The 21070-nt window shown below is 40.7% G+C and carries 22 protein-coding genes and 2 pseudogenes; 18 read left to right on the top strand and 6 right to left on the bottom strand.

Features of this window, described 5'->3' with window-relative positions:
- Positions 1–129: 129 nt before the first annotated feature.
- The gene (locus V470_06760) at positions 130–474 is read right to left on the bottom strand and encodes a hypothetical protein (GenBank protein AHZ48118.1); all 345 of its coding nucleotides are present in this window, start codon (positions 472–474) and stop codon (positions 130–132) included.
- A gap of 325 nt (positions 475–799) precedes the next feature.
- On the opposite strand from V470_06760, the gene V470_06755 reads away from it, so the two are divergent.
- The 3 genes from V470_06755 (at position 800) to V470_06745 (ending at position 3695) form a co-directional block, all read left to right on the top strand.
- Positions 800–1060 carry a membrane protein gene (locus V470_06755; GenBank protein AHZ48117.1) on the top strand — a complete coding sequence of 87 codons (261 nt, stop codon included), beginning with the start codon at positions 800–802 and terminating at the stop codon, positions 1058–1060.
- Positions 1061–1191: 131 nt separating this feature from the next.
- Positions 1192–2631 carry a 6-phospho-beta-glucosidase gene (locus V470_06750; GenBank protein ID AHZ48116.1) on the top strand — a complete coding sequence of 480 codons (1440 nt, stop codon included), beginning with the start codon at positions 1192–1194 and terminating at the stop codon, positions 2629–2631.
- Positions 2632–2750: 119 nt separating this feature from the next.
- The gene (locus V470_06745; protein ID AHZ48115.1) at positions 2751–3695 is read left to right on the top strand and encodes a mannose-6-phosphate isomerase; all 945 of its coding nucleotides are present in this window, start codon (positions 2751–2753) and stop codon (positions 3693–3695) included.
- 39 nt (positions 3696–3734) lie between these two features.
- On the opposite strand, the pseudogene V470_10705 reads toward V470_06745, so the two are convergent.
- Positions 3735–4223 (bottom strand): annotated as a pseudogene (locus V470_10705) (hypothetical protein).
- A 190-nt stretch (positions 4224–4413) separates the two neighbouring features.
- Positions 4414–5115, bottom strand: a pseudogene (locus V470_10700) (sodium-dependent transporter).
- A 251-nt stretch (positions 5116–5366) separates the two neighbouring features.
- Here V470_10700 and V470_06735 point away from each other — a divergent pair.
- Positions 5367–6107, top strand: coding sequence for a MerR family transcriptional regulator (locus V470_06735; protein AHZ48114.1), 741 nt, complete (start codon positions 5367–5369; stop codon positions 6105–6107).
- Between the two features lie 44 nt (positions 6108–6151).
- Here the strand turns inward: V470_06735 and V470_06730 are convergent, their stop codons facing one another.
- Genes V470_06730 through V470_06720 form a run of 3 tightly spaced genes read right to left on the bottom strand, consistent with a single transcriptional unit; the run spans position 6152 to position 8771 of the window.
- Positions 6152–6673 (bottom strand): hypothetical protein, encoded by a 522-nt coding sequence (locus V470_06730; protein AHZ48113.1) that lies wholly within the window; start codon positions 6671–6673, stop codon positions 6152–6154.
- A 13-nt stretch (positions 6674–6686) separates the two neighbouring features.
- Complete coding sequence (locus V470_06725) at positions 6687–7907, bottom strand: hypothetical protein (protein AHZ48112.1); 1221 nt, start codon at positions 7905–7907, stop codon at positions 6687–6689.
- Positions 7908–7925: 18 nt separating this feature from the next.
- A complete protein-coding gene (locus tag V470_06720) occupies positions 7926–8771 on the bottom strand; it encodes a DegV domain-containing protein (GenBank protein AHZ48111.1) in 846 nt (281 codons plus the stop codon).
- Between the two features lie 124 nt (positions 8772–8895).
- Here V470_06720 and V470_06715 point away from each other — a divergent pair, with 124 nt between their 5' ends.
- The 14 genes from V470_06715 to V470_06645 all read left to right on the top strand — a co-directional run bounded on the left by V470_06715 (position 8896) and on the right by V470_06645 (position 21052).
- Entirely contained in the window at positions 8896–9453 is a 558-nt protein-coding gene (locus V470_06715) for a TetR family transcriptional regulator (GenBank protein AHZ48110.1), read from the top strand.
- An 18-nt stretch (positions 9454–9471) separates the two neighbouring features.
- A complete protein-coding gene (locus tag V470_06710; GenBank protein ID AHZ48109.1) occupies positions 9472–9939 on the top strand; it encodes a deoxycytidylate deaminase in 468 nt (155 codons plus the stop codon).
- An 88-nt stretch (positions 9940–10027) separates the two neighbouring features.
- Positions 10028–10657, top strand: a complete 630-nt coding sequence (locus tag V470_06705; GenBank protein AHZ48108.1) for a uracil phosphoribosyltransferase — start codon at positions 10028–10030, stop codon at positions 10655–10657.
- A gap of 173 nt (positions 10658–10830) precedes the next feature.
- The gene (locus V470_06700; GenBank protein ID AHZ48107.1) at positions 10831–11421 is read left to right on the top strand and encodes a Clp protease; all 591 of its coding nucleotides are present in this window, start codon (positions 10831–10833) and stop codon (positions 11419–11421) included.
- A gap of 78 nt (positions 11422–11499) precedes the next feature.
- Positions 11500–11769, top strand: a complete 270-nt coding sequence (locus tag V470_06695) for a hypothetical protein (protein AHZ48106.1) — start codon at positions 11500–11502, stop codon at positions 11767–11769.
- An 87-nt stretch (positions 11770–11856) separates the two neighbouring features.
- The gene (locus V470_06690) at positions 11857–13017 is read left to right on the top strand and encodes a branched-chain amino acid ABC transporter substrate-binding protein (GenBank protein AHZ48105.1); all 1161 of its coding nucleotides are present in this window, start codon (positions 11857–11859) and stop codon (positions 13015–13017) included.
- 119 nt (positions 13018–13136) lie between these two features.
- Entirely contained in the window at positions 13137–14006 is an 870-nt protein-coding gene (locus V470_06685; protein AHZ48104.1) for an ABC transporter permease, read from the top strand.
- Between the two features lie 3 nt (positions 14007–14009).
- Complete coding sequence (locus tag V470_06680; GenBank protein AHZ48103.1) at positions 14010–14966, top strand: branched-chain amino acid ABC transporter permease; 957 nt, start codon at positions 14010–14012, stop codon at positions 14964–14966.
- The gene (locus V470_06675) at positions 14966–15730 is read left to right on the top strand and encodes a branched-chain amino acid ABC transporter ATP-binding protein (GenBank protein ID AHZ48102.1); all 765 of its coding nucleotides are present in this window, start codon (positions 14966–14968) and stop codon (positions 15728–15730) included. The genes V470_06680 and V470_06675 overlap by 1 nt, the downstream gene beginning before the upstream one ends.
- Positions 15730–16440: an amino acid ABC transporter ATPase gene (locus tag V470_06670; protein AHZ48101.1), complete on the top strand. Its 711-nt coding sequence runs from the start codon at positions 15730–15732 to the stop codon at positions 16438–16440. Before V470_06675 ends, V470_06670 begins: the two co-directional genes overlap by 1 nt.
- A gap of 408 nt (positions 16441–16848) precedes the next feature.
- Positions 16849–18627, top strand: coding sequence for a choline kinase (locus V470_06665; GenBank protein ID AHZ48100.1), 1779 nt, complete (start codon positions 16849–16851; stop codon positions 18625–18627).
- 1 nt (position 18628) lies between these two features.
- Entirely contained in the window at positions 18629–18814 is a 186-nt protein-coding gene (locus V470_06660; protein ID AHZ48099.1) for a hypothetical protein, read from the top strand.
- A gap of 1 nt (position 18815) precedes the next feature.
- Positions 18816–20243: a permease gene (locus V470_06655; GenBank protein AHZ48098.1), complete on the top strand. Its 1428-nt coding sequence runs from the start codon at positions 18816–18818 to the stop codon at positions 20241–20243.
- A 152-nt stretch (positions 20244–20395) separates the two neighbouring features.
- The gene (locus V470_06645; GenBank protein AHZ48097.1) at positions 20396–21052 is read left to right on the top strand and encodes an acetoin utilization protein; all 657 of its coding nucleotides are present in this window, start codon (positions 20396–20398) and stop codon (positions 21050–21052) included.
- Positions 21053–21070: the final 18 nt, after the last annotated feature.

The raw sequence follows: 21070 nt of genomic DNA, 5'->3' as shown, positions 1-21070 counted from the left end.
TGGAGTGAAACTTAAAAAGATCGGAGCAATTCGATCTTTTTTGTATTTATGCGACTTTCAGTCCGTCTCGCTCCGTTAGGTGCGAGACAAAAAACCACCCGTTTTCACGGGTGGTTATGATTTCTACACTTATTGTTTGGCTTCCTGTTTTAATTGTTGCACCTGTTCCTCGTACTGGACAAGCTCCCTGTCTTTTATATTGATAGTCGCTTCTGCTTCAGCAATGCGGCTTCTCAGATCTTGAGTCTTGTTATGGTGATAGCTAATACCAATAGCACTACCAGCAATGATCCCGATTACTAGACAAGTAAAAATCACCAAAATCAAGGGAGCAGATAGTTGTGTAAAGACAAGACTGACAGTTACTGTTTGACGATTGAGTAGACCAAATGAGATCACAATGACTAATAAGCTCAAACCGCCAATTAGATAAGCCTTATCTTTCAGTGACAATTCATTAAATTTTTTTAGCATAAGTTCCTTTTCTCCTGACTATGTTGATAGAAAACTACACACCATTTAGGTATTAACAAAATTCATTTTACTAGAAAATTTCGATACTGTCAATAATTTCTAACGGCTTATTTACCATCAATCAATCGATTCATTGAAAAGGAGTATTCATTTTCTAATATTTGATTGAGTAAACAGAACGGAGCAATTCGGTCTTTTTTCTGTTCCCTCTTTCTTATAACAAGATTGTGATAGTTTATATCTTTATAACAAAAGTTTTAAAGACTTGATTGTTTTGAAAAAAGATTATAAAATATGATTCATAAAAATGAAAGAGGTTTTGAAAATGTCTGAAAAACAAATGAAAGTTTTGGGTTGGGTAGCGACCTTCATGTCTGTTATGATGTACGTCTCTTACTTCCCGCAAATTATGAACAACCTGGCTGGTCAAAAAGGGAACTTTATCCAGCCCTTGGTTGCAGCCATCAACTGTAGTCTCTGGGTTTACTACGGTCTTTTCAAGAAAGAAAGAGATATTCCCCTTGCGGCTGCTAATGCACCGGGTATCGTTTTTGGCCTAGTAACGGCTATCACAGCTTTGATTTAAAAAAAAGACTAGTTTCAGTCTTTTTTTCGTATATATAAAAGTAAGTTTAGTGCTATTATTATCCAGAGGGTTCCAAACTTTTTGCCTCCTTTTTAGTATAATAGAAGTAATAAATCAATCGAGGTAAAGTGATGATAGAAATACTACAATTTCCAGAAGGATTTCTCTGGGGTGGTGCAACGGCGGCTAATCAATGTGAGGGTGCTTATAATCAGGACGGTCGTGGTCTTGCTAATGTGGATGTGGTACCGATCGGTCCAGACCGTGAGGCCATTATTACAGGTCAGAAAAAGATGTTTTCGTTTGAGGAGTGCTATTTTTACCCAGCAAAGGAAGCCATTGATATGTACCATCATTACAAGGAAGATATTGCGCTTTTTGCAGAAATGGGATTTAAAACCTATCGACTTTCCATTGCTTGGACTCGGATTTTTCCGCAAGGTGACGAAGCAGAGCCAAATGAAGCTGGTCTAGCTTTTTATGAGGATTTGTTTAAAGAATGTCACAAGTATGGAATTGAACCACTGGTGACCATCACGCATTTCGATTGCCCCATGCACTTAATTAGGGAGTACGGTGGTTGGCGCAATCGTCGTATGTTGGACTTTTACGCAAATCTTTGTCGCACCCTCTTTACCCGTTACAAGGGCTTGGTCAAGTACTGGCTAACCTTCAACGAAATCAATATGATTCTGCATGCCCCCTTTTTAGGAGCTGGGATCTGTTTTGAAGAGGGGGAAAATCAAGAGCAAGTCAAATACCAAGCAGCCCACCATGAGCTGGTAGCCTCGGCTATGGCGACTAAAATTGCCCACGAAATTGACCCAGAAAACAAGGTGGGATGTATGTTGGCAGCAGGGCAATATTATCCTAACACTGCCCATCCGAGAGACTACTGGGCAGCTATGGAGGAAGACCGTAAGAGTTACTTTTTCATTGACGTCCAAGCGCGTGGGGAATACCCAAATCATGCCAAGAAGCAGTGGGAGCGTGAGGGAATTAAGATTGAAATGTCGACAGAAGATTTGGACTTGTTAAAGAATCACACTGTTGACTTTGTTTCCTTCTCTTACTATGCGAGTCGAGTGGCCTCAGGGGATCCAGAAGTGACGAATCTGACCGCTGGAAATGTCTTTGCCTCTATCAAAAATCCTTATCTGAAATCCTCTGAATGGGGTTGGCAGATTGGCCCACTGGGGCTTCGTATCACCCTCAATGCCATATGGGATCGTTATCAAAAGCCTATGTTCATCGTAGAAAATGGACTCGGTGCTATGGACACGCCAGATGAAAATGGCTATGTAGCAGATGACTATCGGATTGCTTATCTAGAAGCCCACATCAAGGCTATGCGAGATGCTATTTACCAAGATGGCGTTGAATTGCTTGGTTATACGACTTGGGGTTGTATAGATCTGGTTTCTGCTGGAACAGGCGAAATGAACAAGCGCTATGGTTTTATCTATGTGGATCGTGATAATGCAGGTCAAGGAAGTCTCAAACGGAGCAAGAAGAAATCCTTCTACTGGTACAAGGATGTCATTGCCAGCAATGGCGCAAGTATTAAGTAGAGAACATTTGTTCACTATTTTTATAAAATCTTCTCCCTACTTTATAAGATGTGAAAAAGAGTTCAATTAGACCTGGCTTTTTGCTATAATGAGGTGAGAAAAACAGACAGGAGAAGAAGATGTCAGAACCATTATTTTTACAATCAGTTATGCAAGAAAAAATCTGGGGTGGAACCAAGCTACGTGATGAGTTTGGCTACGATATCCCAAGTGAAAAAATAGGAGAATACTGGGCTATCTCAGCACACCCAAATGGTGTTTCAAAGGTCGCTAATGGTCGCTACGAGGGAACAGACCTAGCTACCTTGTATGCGGAACACCGTGAATTGTTTGGCAATCGTCCAGAGCCTGTATTTCCACTCTTGACCAAAATTCTCGATGCCAATGACTGGCTCAGTGTCCAAGTTCACCCAGACGATGCCTATGGTCTAGAACATGAAGGCGAACTCGGAAAAACAGAGTGCTGGTACATCATCGCTGCGGATGAAGGTTCAGAGATTATCTACGGTCACAATGCCAAATCAAAAGAAGAACTCCGCCAGCAAATTGAGGACAAGAACTGGGATGCCTTGCTGACAAAAGTACCAGTTAAAGCTGGAGATTTCTTCTATGTACCAAGTGGTACCATGCACGCTATTGGGGCGGGTATCTTGATTCTTGAAACCCAGCAGTCTAGCGATACCACCTACCGTGTCTATGACTTTGACCGTAAGGATGACAAGGGCAACTTGCGTGAACTTCACCTTGAAAAATCCATCGATGTTTTGAACATTGGTGAGCCTGCTAATAGCCGTCCAGTAACTGTCAAAGCTGATGATTTGCGTTCCACTCTCCTTGTATCCAATGATTTCTTTGCGGTTTACAAATGGGAAATTACTGGAAAAGTTGACTTTGAAAAGACAGCAGACTACAGTTTGTTTAGTGTCTTAGCTGGTCAAGGTCACCTCACTGTTGACGGGAAAAACTATCCAATCCAAAAAGGTAGCCACTTTATCCTACCAAGTGATGTTGAAGCTTGGACCCTAGAAGGGCAAGGTTTGGAATTGATTGTTAGTCATCCATAAAAAGAAAGGGCCTGAGTTCACTACTCAAGTCCTTTTTGATTACATAAATTGGGCGATAAAAACCACAATGATGATAATAGGAATGATGAAACGAAGAAGGAAGAGCCAGACTTGGAAAAGTCCTTGTTTCCATGCTCTTTCATCAAGATGGAGTTCCTCCTTAGCAAGAGCCTTCTTAAAGATGTAGCCTGTAAAGAGAGAAAGGCAGAGGGCTCCAAATGGCATGAGGAGATTGGAAACTAAGAAATCCATAGCATCAAAGAAGGTCTTCCCAAAAATGTGGACATCCGCCATAACACCGTAAGAAAGGGCTGAAGGAATACCAAAGATAAAGGTCAAGATCCCTAAAATAGCACTCCATTTAGCACGTTTGCTGTTGTCCTGATTGGTGATATTGCCCACATTGATCTCCAGCATCACGACAGAAGAAGTAACCGTTGCAAAGAGGAAGAGCAAGAGGAAAAGAATGTAGAAAATAGTTCCAAAAGGCATCTTGTCAAAGAGTTGAGGTAAGACGATAAACAGCAGGCTTGGTCCCCCTTCAGACTGGATATTGAAGGCTGACATGGCTGGGAAAATGGCTAGTCCCCCCCTGATGGGGACACATGGCTGGGAAAATGGCTAGTCCCGCCATGATGGAGACCGAGATGTTCATGGCTACGATGGAAATCCCTGACTGGACCAGATTGGTTTTCTTGTCCAAGTAAGAAGCATAGGTCAGCATGGCTGTGACCCCTAGTGAGAGGGCAAAGAAAGATTGGCCTAGAGCATAGAGGAGACCAGCGCTGGTTAGTTTTGAAAAGTCTGGTTTGAGGAAGTAAAGAACGCCTTCCATGGCATTTGGTAAGCTGAGCGAGCGCCCAATGATCACGACAAAGATTATAAAGAGCAGGGGCATCATGACTTTCGAGGCTCTTTCAATCCCTTTTTGAACCCCACGTGATACAATAAAGATATTCAACAAGATAAAGGCAGCTTGTGCGCCAAGGGCAATGGCTGGATTTGAAATGATTGAAGTAAATAACTGAGCATAATCACCCGTTCCACCAAGTTGGAACAATTTCCCAAACTCAATGCCTAGATAGACTAAAATCCATCCCCCTATAACACTATAGAAGGAGAGAAGGATGAAGAGGGCAAAGGCACCAATCCAACCGATAAAATTGTATTTGCTATTGTTGCCAAGTTTTCCAAAGGTTTTGATAGCGGAAACGCCAGCACTACGACCAAGGGCAAACTCAGCAAGCAAGAGCGGGAAACCGATTAAAATGGTAGAAATGAGAAAGACCAATAAAAAGCCTCCACCGCCATTTGCGGCAGTCATGTAGGGAAACTTCCAAACGGCTCCAAGTCCGATGGCTGAACCAGCAGATGCTAAGATAAAGCCTAGTTTCGAGCCCCATTGCGATTTTTCTGACATAGTTGAAACTCCAATCTCTTTTTTAAAATAAGAAAAGGCTACTTGAGTTGTCAAATAGCCTTCTCTCAATGGCTCTTTATGAGCCTTCTGTTTGATTGATAGACTTGACTATCCTATCATGTTTTCTAAGGTCTGTCAAGAAAACCATTTTCAAGTTTTCACACCTTTCTCAAAAAGTTAAAAATTTTTCGCAAAAACGCTTGACTCTGACCTAAGGGAAGGGGTTATACTATTCTTGTAAGGAGGAAATCATGTACCATATCAAAGAAGCTGCGCAGCTTTCGGGTGTCTCTGTCAAGACCCTGCACCACTACGATAAGATAGGACTCTTGGTTCCGTTAAAGTCGGAAAACGGCTATCGAACTTATAGTCAAGAGGATTTGGAACGCCTTCAAGTCATTCTTTACTACAAATATCTAGGCTTTTCTTTAGAAAAAATAGCAGAGCTGTTAAAGGAAGAAAGGACAGATTTATTGCCTCATTTGACCAGGCAGTTGGACTATTTGACCCAAGAAAGGCAACATCTGGATACCTTGATTTCCACCTTGCAAAAAACCATTCAAGAACAAAAAGGAGAAAGAAAAATGACGATTGAGGAAAAATTCACTGGATTTAGCTATCAAGACAATCAAAAATACCATCAAAAGGCGGTAGAAGAGTATGGACAAGAAGTCATGGATCAGGCTCTCGAGCGCCAAAGTGGTAGAGAAGATGAGGCTACGGCTGCCTTTAACCAAGTCTTTCAAACTTTGGCACAAAATCTTCAAGCTGGTTTACCTGCAACAGCAGCCGAAAACCAAGAGCAAGCAGCCAAGCTCTTGCAAGCCATTAGAACTTATGGATTTGACTGCTCTATTGAAGTATTCGGCCATATCGGTAAAGGCTACGTCTACAACCCAGAGTTTAAGGAAAACATTGACAAGTTTGGACCTGGAACAGCTCAATACACATCAGATGTTATTGCAACTTACGTTCGGACACAGACAAAATAAAAATCAGCGGAGTTACCTCTGCTGATTTTTTCTGGTTTCAAGTACTATTTGGTTAATAGTTTTTCAACTACGTTTAACTTTCGCATGGTCAGAACCACGCCAAATAATTTTTCAAGATAGTTGGTATTGAGCTTTTTTTGTTTTGCAGTTCTAGGAAGATAGAGGTAGAGACAGTAATCGCCTACACAGATTTCTTCCTCGCCGTAGTCAGCTTTCAATTTTTCTAGTGGTAGACTTTGGATAAGTCCTTGATAAAGAATCACATGTACACGATCATGAAGATAGTCTTCTTTAAATGGATTCTCATGAACAATCTTTTCAAAATCGTTCTTATTCTTGATAACCATTTTTAAGTCGGCCCCAATTTTTTCCTTTATCAAAGTATGAACGCGTTCTCGTATTTCTTCTAAATCTGAGTCACTCTCAAGAATGATATTCCCACTTTGAATATAGGTTCGAACGTGTTGAAAACCAGCTTCTGTCAAAATATCTACCAAAGAAGACATTTTCGGGATAGCATTTTTTCCATTAGGAGTAACGCCTCTTAGTAAAATAATATGTTCCAAAGGACTTCCTTTCTTATTTGGTATTTATTGGATTGGAGCCTGCCACCCAGCCGGTGCAGAGGGCAGAAGTGATGTTAAAGCCACCCGTGTGGGCGTTGATATCCAGTACCTCGCCAGCAAAGTGGAGGCCAGGGACTAGCTTACTTTCGAGGGTTTTGGGATTGATTTCCTTGAGACTGACACCGCCTTTGGTGACAAAGGACTTGGCAAGAGACATTTTTCCAGTTACAGGGATTTTGAGAGCCTTGATGGACTGGAGAAGTTGTTCGCGTTCCTTTTCAGTCAGTTGTTTGACTTTTTCAGGATAGCCTTGCACAAGAAATTCTGCCAAGCGTTCTGGAAGCAAAGTTTTTAAGGCATTTTTCAAGGATTTTTCACGGTTTTCTTCTAGAAATGCCACCAAGTCCTTTTCAGAAAGTTGAGGTAAGACATCCAAAGAAAGGACTTCACCTCCCTTGACAAAGCTAGACATGCGTAGGGCAGCAGGACCTGACAAACCAAAGTGGGTAAAAAGCAAATCATGAGTGATGACATGTTTGCCATAGCTTAAGGTCACATCGTCTAGTGAAATCCCCTGAAGCGCTTTGTGTGGAAAATCAGTCAACAAAGGACTCTCAGCAGCTTCAAGTTCAGTAATGGTATGTTTAAAATGACGGGCAATCTCATGACCAAAACCAGTCGAACCTGTAGAAGGATAGGATTTTCCGCCAGTTGTGACAATCAGTTTATTACAAGTGAAGGTTTGGTCTGCGGACTTAAGGACAAACTGGTCGTCTATTTTTTTAACCGAAACAATTTCTGTTTGAGTAGCAACTTGACCACCGAGTTCAGTGATTTTCTTTTCTAGCGCCTCGATAATGGTCCGAGACTTGTCACTAGCAGGAAAGACGCGTCCGTGGTCCTCGACCTTGAGTTTAACACCATTTTCCGTAAAAAAGTTGATGATATCGTGGTTATCAAACTGAGAGAAGACACTGTAAAGAAAACGCCCATTTCCCGGGATGCCTGCCATTAGGTCATCTAAGGTTCCATTGTTGGTTACATTACAACGACCACCGCCCGTTCCAGCTAATTTTTTCCCAAGTTTGCGATTTTTTTCGATGAGAAGAGTTTTCTGACCATAAAAGCTACTGGAAATCGTAGCCATCATACCTGCAGGTCCTCCACCAATGACAATAGTATCAAAATGTTTCATAGCTCTATTGTACCACAAAAAATAAGAGATGCTTGGCATCTCTTGTTGCTCATAATCTTAGTTAATTTCATATCCCATCAACAAACCGCCATCTTCTGCATAGAAACTGCAGAGACCAGACGTAGGGATGATTTTGATATCCGCTTGTGGGAAGGTTTCAAGCAAGCGTTCTGACAATTGCTGACAGAATTTTTCATTGCAACGATGAGCCATGACAATTCGACCACCAGCATAGCCAGCCTTGATGAGCTCTTCATAGGCTGCTTGAAGGGATTTTTTTGGTCCACGCGCTTTTTGGAGTAGTTCTAGAGTTCCAGTTTCACTTGCTTCCCCAACCATACGGATGTTGAGAAGGCCAACGACTGTACCGATAAGCTTACTCAAACGACCATTTTTGACCAAGTTATCGACCTTAGCAAGGACAAAGAGCAACTTGGTTTTTTCTTGGTAGGCTGTAATCGCTTCAACAATTTCCTCATAAGAAAGTCCTTGATCAATCAAACTATTGATTTTTTCGACAATCAAGTCAACCTCACCACCTGCAGACAATGTATCGATCACATGAATCTGAGTGTCAGGGTGTTCTTCCAGATAGATATTCTTAGCGAGCTGAGCACTATTATGGCTACCTGAAAGAGTACCAGTAATGGTAACGACAAAGATATGCTTAGCACCTTCAAATGCACGCAAGTAATCATCAGGGCTAGGACAAGCTGATTTTGAAGCCTCAGAAGTCGCATACATGGTTTCCATCATGTGGTCAATGTTAAGATTGGCATCATCGATAAAGACCTGATCAGCTACTTGAATTGTTAAAGGAACACTAACAAATTCCGTATCAATAGCAGGAGTTGCCAGTTGACGATAATCACAACCAGAGTCAGCTACAATCTTCCAAGTCATAGAAATTCTCCATCTTTGTCACTTATACATTGACAAAGGTTCTGTCTTTTTTTACAATTATATCATGAAAGCCCTTGAAACAAAAGTACCACCTCTCTGTTGTCACAAGTAGAAAGAAATTGTTATGTCTGAACGTAAAATATCTGAAAAATCTCTTGAAAATCTCAGAAAATCAAATCAAGAATCCAATTTTTTAACCAGAGAAGCAATCGAGACGGCTCTTTTGCAACTTCTAGAGAAAAAAGACTTGGCCAAGATCAGCATTTCGGAGCTGGTCAAACGGGCGGGCGTCTCTCGTGCTGCCTTCTATCGTAACTATGACTCCAAAGAAGAGATTTTGGAAAGTGTTTTTAAACGCAGTGTCCATAACATTATGGAACAGTTGAGCCACTACGATGTTAAAACAGACCTTTATCTAGTCTGGGTACACCTTTTCCGCGCAGCCAAGAAAGAAGCCAAAGTTATCCAACTTGCTCTGGACTACCATTTGGAAAAGATTTTTGTCCAAGCCATGCAGGAATTTCTAGAAAAATACCACGGAAAGTCAAAAGGCGTTAGCAGCTACCTTCATTCCTTTTGGAGTTCTGCCATCGTATCGGTTCTGCTCAAATGGATCAAGGATGGCATGAAGGTTCCGGCTGAAAAGATTGCAGATTTACGCTTGCCATTTTTCAAAAAATAGAGGAAAAGGAGAAGACTTATGACAGAAAAAAGACTGGCTTGGGATGAGTACTTTGCAGCCCAGGCTTTACTGATTGCCAATCGTTCGACCTGCAAACGTGCCAAGGTGGGAGCTGTCCTCGTTAAGGACAATAAAGTCATTTCAACAGGCTACAATGGTTCCGTATCAGGAACGGAACACTGTATTGACCACGAATGTCTGGTCATTGAAGGTCACTGTGTTCGAACCCTTCACGCCGAGGTTAATGCTATTCTCCAAGGGGCTGAGCGAGGGGTTCCCAGAGGATTTACAGCCTATGTGACCCATTTCCCTTGTCTGAACTGCACCAAACAACTGCTACAAGTTGGTTGCAAGCGCGTGGTTTATATCAACCAGTACCGAATGGATGACTATGCCCAGTACCTTTATCAAGAAAAAGGCACCGAGTTAACCCATTTACCATTAGAGACTGTTCAGACAGCTCTTCAAGAGGCAGATTTGATTTAGAAATTAATAAAAATAAATGGTTTAGAAAGCTTTTTAAACCGTTTTTTGATATAATAAGAAGAATAAATTGAAAGAAGGAACTCAGAAAATGGGAAAAATTGAAGTCATTAATCATCCACTCATTCAACACAAATTGTCAATCTTGCGACGTACAGACACTTCTACAAAAGCTTTTCGTGAGCTAGTAGATGAGATTGCAATGTTGATGGGATATGAAGTACTTCGTGATCTTCCACTTGAAGACGTGGAAATCGAAACACCTATCACAAAGACCGTTCAAAAACAATTGGCTGGTAAAAAATTGGCGATTGTCCCAATCTTGCGTGCAGGTATCGGGATGGTGGATGGCCTCTTGAGCTTGGTTCCAGCAGCTAAAGTTGGTCATATCGGTATGTACCGTGATGAAGAAACCCTTCAACCAGTTGAATATTTGGTGAAATTGCCTGAGGATATTGACCAACGTCAAATCTTTGTAGTGGATCCAATGTTGGCAACGGGTGGTTCAGCTATCTTGGCTGTTGACTCCCTTAAAAAACGTGGCGCTTCAAATATCAAGTTTGTCTGCCTAGTATCTGCTCCAGAAGGAGTGAAAGCTCTTCAAGAAGCACACCCAGATGTAGAGATCTTTACAGCAGCCTTGGATGAACGCTTGAACGAACACGGTTATATCGTTCCAGGTCTTGGAGATGCTGGAGACCGCTTGTTCGGTACTAAATAAAATACCAAAGTAAATAGTGAAACTAGAAGTTCGTTTTTGACTTGAAAGGAGGTTGAGTTTTTGTTTCTGTTTAGAGAATAGAGCAAAAATTTGACCTTTTTTGACCAAAAAGATATAATAGTTCTGTATTGAGTCGTAAGACTAAGAAAATTCAACATTAAAAGGAGAAATGAATGATTCCTGTAGTTATTGAACAAACAAGCCGTGGAGAACGTTCCTATGACATTTACTCTCGCCTTCTGAAAGACCGCATCATCATGCTAACAGGTCCAGTTGAAGACAACATGGCCAACTCCGTTATCGCACAATTACTTTTCTTGGATGCCCAAGACAGCACAAAAGATATTTACCTTTATGTCAACACGCCTGGAGGATCTGTTTCAGCTGGTTTGGCAATCGTTGATACCATGAACTTTATCAAGGCAGATGTCCAAACAATCGTTATGGGGATGGCTGCATCCATGGGGACTGTCATTGCATCAAGTGGCGCAAAAGGCAAACGTTTCATGCTTCCAAATGCAGAGTACATGATTCACCAACCAATGGGTGGTACAGGTGGTGGTACCCAACAGACAGATATGGCAATCGCTGCAGAGCACTTGCTCAAAACTCGTAAGACTTTGGAGCAAATCCTTGCAGATAACTCTGGTAAATCAGTCGAGCAAATTCATGCAGATGCAGAACGTGATTACTGGATGAGTGCCCAAGAAACACTTGAATATGGCTTTATCGATGAAATCATGGCCAATAATTCTTTAAGCTAAGCAACCTAGAAAGCAAACTCGACGGAGTTTGCTTTTTTTGGTATAATAGGGGAAGATTTCTTAGAAAGAGGATCCCTCATGTTTGAAAAAACAAATCGATCAGGATTAATCATCTATCTCTACTATAACCGAGATGCAAAAAAACTTCAGGAATACGGTGATATCTGTTACCATTCCAAAAAACATCGTTACTTGCAGCTCTATGTTCCAACTGGGGAGCTAGATGACTTGGTTGAGAGATTAGGTAAGGAAAGATATATCAAGAAAATTAGACGTTGCCATATTCAAGAGCTAGAAACTCCCTTCGTTGGGAATCTCTATCGGACTGAAGAAAACGTTATCATTTAAAAAGTTAAACAAATACATTGACAATTTTCTGATAATTCGGTATATTCTTAACATACAATTTTTGAAACAACTATAAGGAGATTAAAAATGAAGAAAAAATTTGCCCTATCTTTTGTGGCTCTTGCTAGTGTGGCTCTTCTTGCTGCCTGTGGAGAGGTCAAGTCAGGAGCGTCAAACACAACTGGAAATCCAGTAGACGAAAAAACAATTAAAATCGGTTTTAACTTTGAAGAGACAGGTGCTGTGGCAGCTTATGGTACAGCTGAACAAAAGGGTGCCCAACTTGCTGTAGACGAAATCAACGCTGCAGGTGGAATTGATGGAAAACAAATCGAAGTTGTGGACAAAGACAACAAGTCAGAAACTGCTGAAGCAGCTTCTGTTACAACAAACCTTGTTACCCAATCAAAAGTAGCAGCTATTGTAGGACCTGCGACATCTGGTGCAACTGCTGCAGCTGTAGCTAACGCTACTAAAGCTGGAGTGCCATTGATTTCACCAAGTGCTACTCAAGACGGTTTGACTAAAGGTCAAGATTACCTATTTATCGGAACATTCCAAGATAGCTTCCAAGGGAAGATTATCTCTAACTATGTCACAAACAAGTTGAATGCTAAGAAGGTTGTTCTTTATACTGACAACGCTAGTGACTATGCTAAAGGTATTGCTAAATCTTTCCGCGAAGCCTACAAGGGTGAGATTGTAGCAGATGAAACGTTTGTAGCAGGTGATACTGACTTCCAAGCAGCCCTTACTAAAATGAAAGACAAAGAGTTTGATGCTATCGTTGTTCCAGGTTACTACACAGAAGCTGGTAAAATTGTAAACCAAGCTCGTGGTATGGGAATTGATAAGCCAATCATTGGTGGCGATGGATTTAACGGTGAAGAATTTGTTCAACAAGCAACTGCTGAAAGAGCATCAAACATTTACTTCATCTCTGGATTCTCAACTACAGTTGATGTTTCTGCAAAAGCTAAAGCTTTCCTTGAAGCATACCGTGCTAAATACAACGAAGAGCCTTCAACATTCTCAGCTTTGGCCTATGACTCAGTTTACCTAGTAGCAAATGCTGCAAAAGGTGCTAAAAACTCAAGTGAGATCAAGGACAACCTTGCTAAAACCAAAGATTTTGATGGTGTAACTGGTCAAACAAGCTTTGATGCTGACCACAATACAGTGAAAACTGCTTACATGATGACCATGAACAATGGTAAAGTTGAAGAAGCAGAAGTTGTAAAACCATAACATTAGAATAGTAATTGAAATGGGGAATGAGCCTTTGACTCACTCCCTGTTTCGGTGTTTATGAACTTGTGAAAATAATGAAATTTTCTAAAAAATTACGATAGAAAAGAGTGAATGCTATGCTCCAACAACTTGTGAATGGTCTAATTCTGGGTAGTGTTTATGCACTTTTAGCTCTGGGTTATACCATGGTTTATGGAATTATCAAACTCATCAACTTCGCCCATGGCGATATTTACATGATGGGTGCCTTTATTGGTTACTTTTTGATTAATTCTTTCCAAATGGATTTCTTTTTAGCTTTAATTATTTCAATGGCTGGAACTGCACTACTTGGTGTTGTGATTGAGTTTCTTGCCTACCGTCCTTTGCGACACTCTACACGTATTGCTGTATTGATTACTGCCATCGGAGTCTCTTTCCTACTGGAATACGGAATGGTTTATTTAGTAGGTGCCAATACTCGTGCCTTTCCTCAAGCAATTGAAACAGTCCGCTTTGACTTGGGACCAATTAGCTTGACAAATGTTCAATTGATGATTTTAGCAGTTTCTATATTTTTGATGGTTTTATTGCAATTGATCGTCCAAAAAACAAAAATGGGGAAAGCTATGCGTGCGGTATCAGTTGATAGCGACGCAGCTCAATTGATGGGAATTAATGTAAATCGTACAATCAGCTTTACCTTTGCTTTGGGTTCAGCCCTTGCTGGTGCGGCAGGTGTCCTCATTGCCCTTTACTATAACTCTCTTGAACCTTTGATGGGTGTGACTCCAGGTCTAAAATCATTCGTTGCGGCCGTACTCGGTGGTATCGGGATTATTCCTGGTGCAGCTCTAGGGGGATTTGTGATTGGCTTGTTGGAAACATTTGCTACTGCCTTCGGTATGTCTGATTTCCGTGATGCTATCGTATATGGAATCTTGCTTTTGATTCTGATTGTTCGACCTGCAGGTATCCTTGGTAAGAATGTGAAAGAGAAGGTGTAAACAATGAAGACAAATCTTAAAGTAAATATTCTCTGGTTATTCCTTCTGTTAGCGGGTTATGGATTGATTAGTGTACTGGTTTCTGCTGGTGTTCTCAATCTATTCCATGTCCAAATTTTAGAACAAATTGGGATTAATATCATCCTTGCAGTAGGCTTGAACTTAATCGTTGGTTTTTCAGGACAATTCTCACTTGGTCATGCAGGTTTTATGGCGATTGGGGCTTATGCAGCAGCGATTATTGGTTCAAAATCACCAACCTATGGTGCTTTCTTTGGAGCGATGGTCTTGGGCGCTTTGATTTCTGGTGCAGTCGCTTTGTTCGTTGGGATTCCAACACTCCGTTTGAAGGGTGACTACCTGGCTGTTGCGACACTAGGTGTTTCAGAAATCATTCGTATCTTTATCATTAATGGTGGAAGTTTGACCAACGGTGCTGCTGGTATCTTGGGTATTCCAAACTTTACCAACTGGCAAATGGTTTATCTATTTGTGGTGATCACAACTATTGCCACTCTCAACTTCTTACGTAGTCCAATTGGACGCTCTACTCTATCTGTTCGTGAGGATGAGATTGCTGCAGAATCCGTTGGGGTAAACACTACAAAGATCAAGATTATCGCTTTTGTCTTTGGTGCTATTACAGCAAGTATTGCTGGTTCACTTCAGGCTGGTTTTATCGGATCTGTTGTTCCAAAAGATTACACCTTTATTAATTCCATCAATGTGTTGATTATCGTTGTATTTGGTGGACTTGGATCGATTACTGGTACCATCGTTTCAGCGATTGTTTTAGGAATTTTAAATATGCTCCTTCAGGATGTAGCAAGCGTACGTATGATCATCTACGCTTTGGCTCTTGTATTGGTCATGATTTTCAGACCAGGTGGACTTCTTGGGACATGGGAATTGAGTCTATCACGTTTCTTTAAAAAATCGAAGAGGGAGGGACAAAACTAATGGCACTACTTGAAGTTAAACAGTTAACCAAACATTTTGGCGGTCTAACAGCTGTTGGAGATGTCACTCTTGAATTGAATGAGGGAGAATTGGTTGGTCTGATTGGACCAAACGGGGCTGGTAAAACGACCCTTTTCAATCTCTTGACCGGTGTTTATGAACCAAGCGAAGGTACTGTGACACTAGATGGTCACCTCCTAAATGGGAAAACTCCCTATAAGATTGCTTCACTTGGTCTCAGTCGTACTTTCCAAAATATTCGTTTGTTCAAGGACTTGACAGTTTTGGAAAATGTTTTGATTGCATTTAGCAATCATCATAAACAACATGTCCTTGCGAGCTTTCTACGTCTACCAGCTTTTTATAAGAATGAGGAAGAATTAAAAAGCAAAGCTCTGGACTTGTTGAAGATCTTTGATTTGGATGGTGACGCAGATACTCTTGCGAAGAATCTGGCCTATGGTCAACAACGTCGATTAGAAATCGTTCGTGCTCTGGCAACCGAACCCAAGATTCTCTTTTTGGACGAACCTGCAGCTGGTATGAATCCACAAGAAACAGCTGAATTGACAGAATTGATCCGTCGTATCAAAGATGAATTTAAAATTACCATCATGCTGATTGAACATGACATGAATTTGGTTATGGAAGTCACTGAGCGTATCTATGTTCTTGAATATGGTCGTTTGATTGCTCATGGGACTCCGGATGAGATCAAGAACAACAAACGCGTTATCGAAGCTTATCTAGGAGGTGAAGCCTGATGTCTATGTTAAAAGTTGAAAACCTCTCTGTGCATTACGGTATGATCCAAGCAGTTCGTGATGTAAGTTTCGAGGTTAATGAAGGTGAAGTTGTTTCCCTTATCGGTGCCAATGGTGCCGGTAAAACAACCATTCTTCGTACCCTTTCAGGTTTGGTTCGTCCAAGTGCTGGTAAAATTGAGTTTTTGGGAAAAGAAATTCAAAAGTTGCCTGCACAAAAAATCGTGGCAGGTGGCCTTTCACAAGTCCCTGAGGGACGCCATGTTTTCCCAGGTTTGACTGTTATGGAAAACTTAGAAATGGGAGCCTTTTTAAAGAAAAATCGTGAAGAAAATCAAGCTAACTTGAAAAAAGTTTTCTCACGCTTCCCACGTCTTGAAGAGCGTAAAAACCAAGATGCGGCAACTCTTTCAGGTGGTGAACAGCAGATGCTGGCTATGGGACGCGCTCTCATGTCTACACCTAAGCTCCTTCTCTTGGATGAGCCGTCAATGGGACTTGCCCCGATCTTTATCCAAGAAATTTTCGATATCATTCAAGATATTCAGAAGCAAGGAACAACGGTTCTCCTAATTGAACAGAACGCTAACAAGGCCCTTGCTATCTCTGACCGAGGTTATGTACTTGAAACAGGCAAGATCGTCCTATCAGGAACAGGAAAAGAACTCGCAGCATCAGATGAAGTCAGAAAAGCATATCTAGGTGGCTAAAAAGGTCCCGGGGACCTTTTTAGTCGGTAGATAAGGATTGCGCAAGCAATCTCTCTATAGTCCGGGGGACCTTTTTAGTCGGAGGATAAGGATTGCATAAGCAATTCTCCTCTAGTCTGAGAGACTAGTTTAGGTTGTGGATGGAGATTGCGCACGTAATCCCTCTATAGTCTGGGAGACCTTTTTAGTCGGCGGATAAGGATTGCAGCCAAGCGACACCTAATACGACTACTTATCAAAAATATAAAATATTTCAGGGCTCCAGAATAAGGAGCTCTTTTATTTATATGTTTTTGAGGAAAGGGAAGAAGGCCTTAATTTTTACTCATTGTTTCCCTATTTGAATTGACAGTCCTTTTTGTTCATATTATAATATGAGTAAGAAAAAATTGAACAGGAGGACTAAGAATGCTAACAGAAAAACAATTTAAACTTTTGCGTTTTATGTTGATACATAAAGAAAAGACCTTTACTCAGAGACAGTTAGCTGAAGAGTTAGACCTATCTTTAGGGACAGTTAACACATTATTGAAAAAACTGAAAGAAGAGAAGTGGGTTGATGAGGAACTTCACTTAACTGAACTAGGCCAGAAAGTTTTAGAACCCTATCGAGTAAAAAATGCCATTATAATGGCTGCTGGCATGAGTAGTCGTTTTGCTCCTTTGTCTTATGAGATTCCCAAAGGATTACTTCAAGTCAAGGGTGAACGCTTGATAGAGAGGGAAATCAGACAGCTGCAAGAAGCAGGAATAGAAGATATAACCGTTATTGTAGGCTATCTTCAAGAAAAAATGTTCTATCTTGCAGAGAAGTTTGGTGTAAAAATTGTAGTGAATAATGATTACTACAAATACAATAACTGTTCGTCTCTTATGTTGGTTAAAGATCAACTTTCCAACACGTATATTTGTTCATCAGATAATTATTTTGTGGAAAATCCTTTTGAGCAATATATTTATAGAGGTTACTACTCGACGATATTTGCAGAAGGTCAAACGGACGAATATTGTGCTATAGAGGATTCGAATCACACGATTATTGATATCCAGATTGGTGGAGAAAATACTTGGGCCATGGTGGGACACGTTTATTTCGACCGCGCATTCAGCGAGAAATTCAAGGAAGTTTTAGAAACCGAGTTTAAACACGAACCTTATCGGGAACAGCTTTGGGAGGATTACTATGGTCGCCATGTCAAAGAACTCCTTTTAGAAGCGCGCCACTATTCAGCGGATATTGTTAAAGAATTTGATTCACTAGATGAACTACGTCAATTTGATGAACGTTATTTGGTAAATGCAGATTCGGCCATTATTGATAATATCTGTAAGACATTAAAGTGTGTGGCTTCAGATATTGTCAATATCAAACCACTAAAAGATGGATTAACCAACACATCATTTTCATTTGACTGTCTAGGGAAAAGATATGTTTACCGTCATCCGGGTAGGGGAACAGAAAATTATATCGACCGAGCTAGTGAAGCAGCTTCTATGGAAATTGCTGCAAAATTAAAGATTGACCGTACCTTTGTAGCTATGAACAAGGATGAGGGCTGGAAAATTTCAGAATTTATTCCTAATGCTAAGCAACTGGATTATGATAATTGGGATGATGTGGCACAAGCAATGGACCTCTTGAGACGGTTACACCAATCTGGAGAAAAAACGGGACATTCCTTTGACCAATTTGAAGGGATTGATGATTTTAGAGAAAAATTGAAGGCTAGAAATCGATTTGAGTTTGATGGTCTCGAGGAATTGGATAAAACTGTCTCAATTCTCAAAAACAATTTACAGAATGATTCGAAACAGGTTGTCCTTTGTCATGGAGATTCCTATAGTCCTAATTTTTTGTTAAATGAAGCAGGCGAAATGAGCTTGATTGATTGGGAATATTCTGGAATGGGAGATCCAGCAGGAGATTTGGGCACCTTTATCGCGTGTTCCAATTATACCGTAGAGGATGCTGAAAAAGTACTGGAACTGTATCTACAAGAAGTACCAGATAAGAAAACCAAACGTCACTATTTGGCTTATGTAGCAGTGACCTCATATTACTGGTTCTTGTGGGCTTTGTTCCAGGAGAGTGTCGGAAAACCAGTTGGTGAATTTCTTTACATCTGGTATCGCTATACCAAACAATATGGACAACTGGCCCTTGACTTGTATTTGGAGGAAAACTAAGATGAAAACGACATCCGAAATTGAAGAATTAGTAGCAGCTGAAACAAAGAGAAGATTGGAAGAAATGGAGTCACCAAACTACGAGTTTGTTCAACCCTTCCTAAAAAGTGATTTCATTTTAATCATCTCCATAGTCCTAATCAACCTTGTTTTGATTATCTTAGCAATGACGGGAGGAATTCAATAACATGTCTAAAATGAATGACTATATCCAACAAGAAACCATAACAGGAATTGTTCCCATGACCAATAAGGATCGTCAGTATTCTTTCTGGGATCTCTTTCTATCGACAAGTGGTTTTGCCATTGCTACTTGGTGTTATACCCAAGGGGCTTATGTAGCTCAATATTTGACCTTTAATCAAATGTTGGTAAATATTTTTAGCTTTAACATTATCTGGGTCTTTATTGAATGTCTCCCTATTTTGTTTGCAGTTAAGTATGGAATTGATTTGTGGATTTGGTTGAGAGCTGTTCTGGGAAAAAGAGGTGTAGCCTTGTTATCAACCATTATTAGCTTGGCTAACTTTGGATGGTATGCTGTTGCGGCCAATCTTTTTGCCAGTTCCATGATTCATTTGGCAAATAATTTTGGTCTTGGTTTGGACAAGGGAATATGGGCACCTATTCTTGGTACCCTCTGTGTTCTTCTTGGGACTCTCATTGCTCTTGGAGGCCCGGAAGTGATTAAATGGACCAATCGCTTCTTGGTTATCGCCTTATTGATTGTCGGTCTCATCATCGTTGGAATCTGCTTTGTCGCCGTTCCTATAACGGATATTATGAACATCCAACCAGCCACCCAAGGAGATTTGACGCCATTAGAACGCTTCATGCTCTCTGGAGAAGGAAATGTTGCCTTTGCTTTCTCTTGGTCTACACAGGCATTGGTTTTACCACGTTTAGCAAAATCAGAACGCAGTGGTTATTGGGCTACAGCCTTATCATACGGAGTTGTGGCTCCATTCTTCGTTGCGACTGGTGGAGTCATGGCTCTAGCCATGTTTGTCAAAACAGGTGTTTATGAAAGTGATCCAACAACTATGCTATCAACTCTAAGCACCCCAGCCTTTGCTCTCTTAAGTCTACTACTAGTAGCCTTTGCCAATATTGGAACCCAGGGGACTGGATCGTACGTGAACTGTATGATTGTCAAAAGCGGGATGCCAAAAGTAAGCTATAAACTAATGGTTTGGATTGCCATGGTTTATGTGAGTCTACTCACTATCTGGGGAGGAGTAGAAGAGTATTTCGGATCCTTCATCTCCCTAGCCGCCTATATTCAGGGGCCAATTATTGGTATGATTGTTGTCGACTATTTTATCTTAAGAAAACGAAAACTCGACTTGCGTTCAGCCTATTTCCTTGAAGGGCATGACGCCTACGAATTTACTAAAGGATTTAACTTAGTTGGCTTGTCTTGCGTATTTATCTCCTTATTGGTAGCGGTACTTTTTGTCTACAATCCTGTAACTGCACAAATTCAAAGTCCAATCTTTTTAATCACAACTGGTAGCGGATTTACTGCGCTATTCGGTGGTTTACTATACTGGCTAGCTAGTCTTAGCCCTCTGAAACGTTATATGATAAAAGATCGAGACACTATTACGATTTAAGAAGAAAGGGGACTTCGGTTCCCTTTTAACTTACACTGGCATTTTATGCAAACTTCTCAGATTATTCAAAATCTTGAAAAAGAGATGAAAGCGTTTGATAGATTTTCTAAGAAAGTGTATAATAAAAGTAGCAATATAGAAGGAGAAGTCTCATGGCAGTTAAAGATTTCATGACCCGTAAGGTAGTTTATATCAGTCCAGATACGACTGTAGCACACGCAGCAGATTTGATGCGCGAGCAAGGTTTGCACCGTTTACCTGTTATCGAAAACGATCAATTAGTCGGATTGGTAACAGAAGGAACCATTGCGGAAGCCAGCCCATCTAAAGCAACCAGTCTCTCTATCTATGAGATGAATTATCTTCTGAATAAAACCAAAGTAAAAGATGTAATGATTCGAGATGTCGTGACGGTTTCTGGCTATGCTAGTCTAGAAGATGCGACCTACCTGATGCTAAAAAATAAAATTGGGATATTACCAGTCGTAGACAATCATCAGGTCTACGGTGTCATTACAGATCGTGATGTTTTTCAGGCTTTCTTAGAAATCGCTGGATACGGAGAAGAGGGAATTCGCGTTCGTTTCATTACAGAAAATGAAGTCGGAGTACTGGGAAAAATTGTAGCTCTAATTGTAGAAGAGGATTTAAATATTTCCCATACTGTTAACATCCCACGTAAGGATGGCAAGGTCGTCATCGAAGTTCAAATTGATGGAAAAATCGATTTGACTTCATTAAAGGAAAAGTTTGAAAAAGAAGGAATTCAAGTGGAGGAGATTACTCATACCTCTGCTAAAGTCCTTTAAACAAGAGGCTTTAGAGCC

This window comes from Streptococcus sp. VT 162, assembly GCA_000688775.2.
GTDB lineage: Bacteria > Bacillota > Bacilli > Lactobacillales > Streptococcaceae > Streptococcus.
Note: the sequence above shows the minus strand (reverse complement) of the source record. Positions and strands in the feature narration are given on the sequence as shown.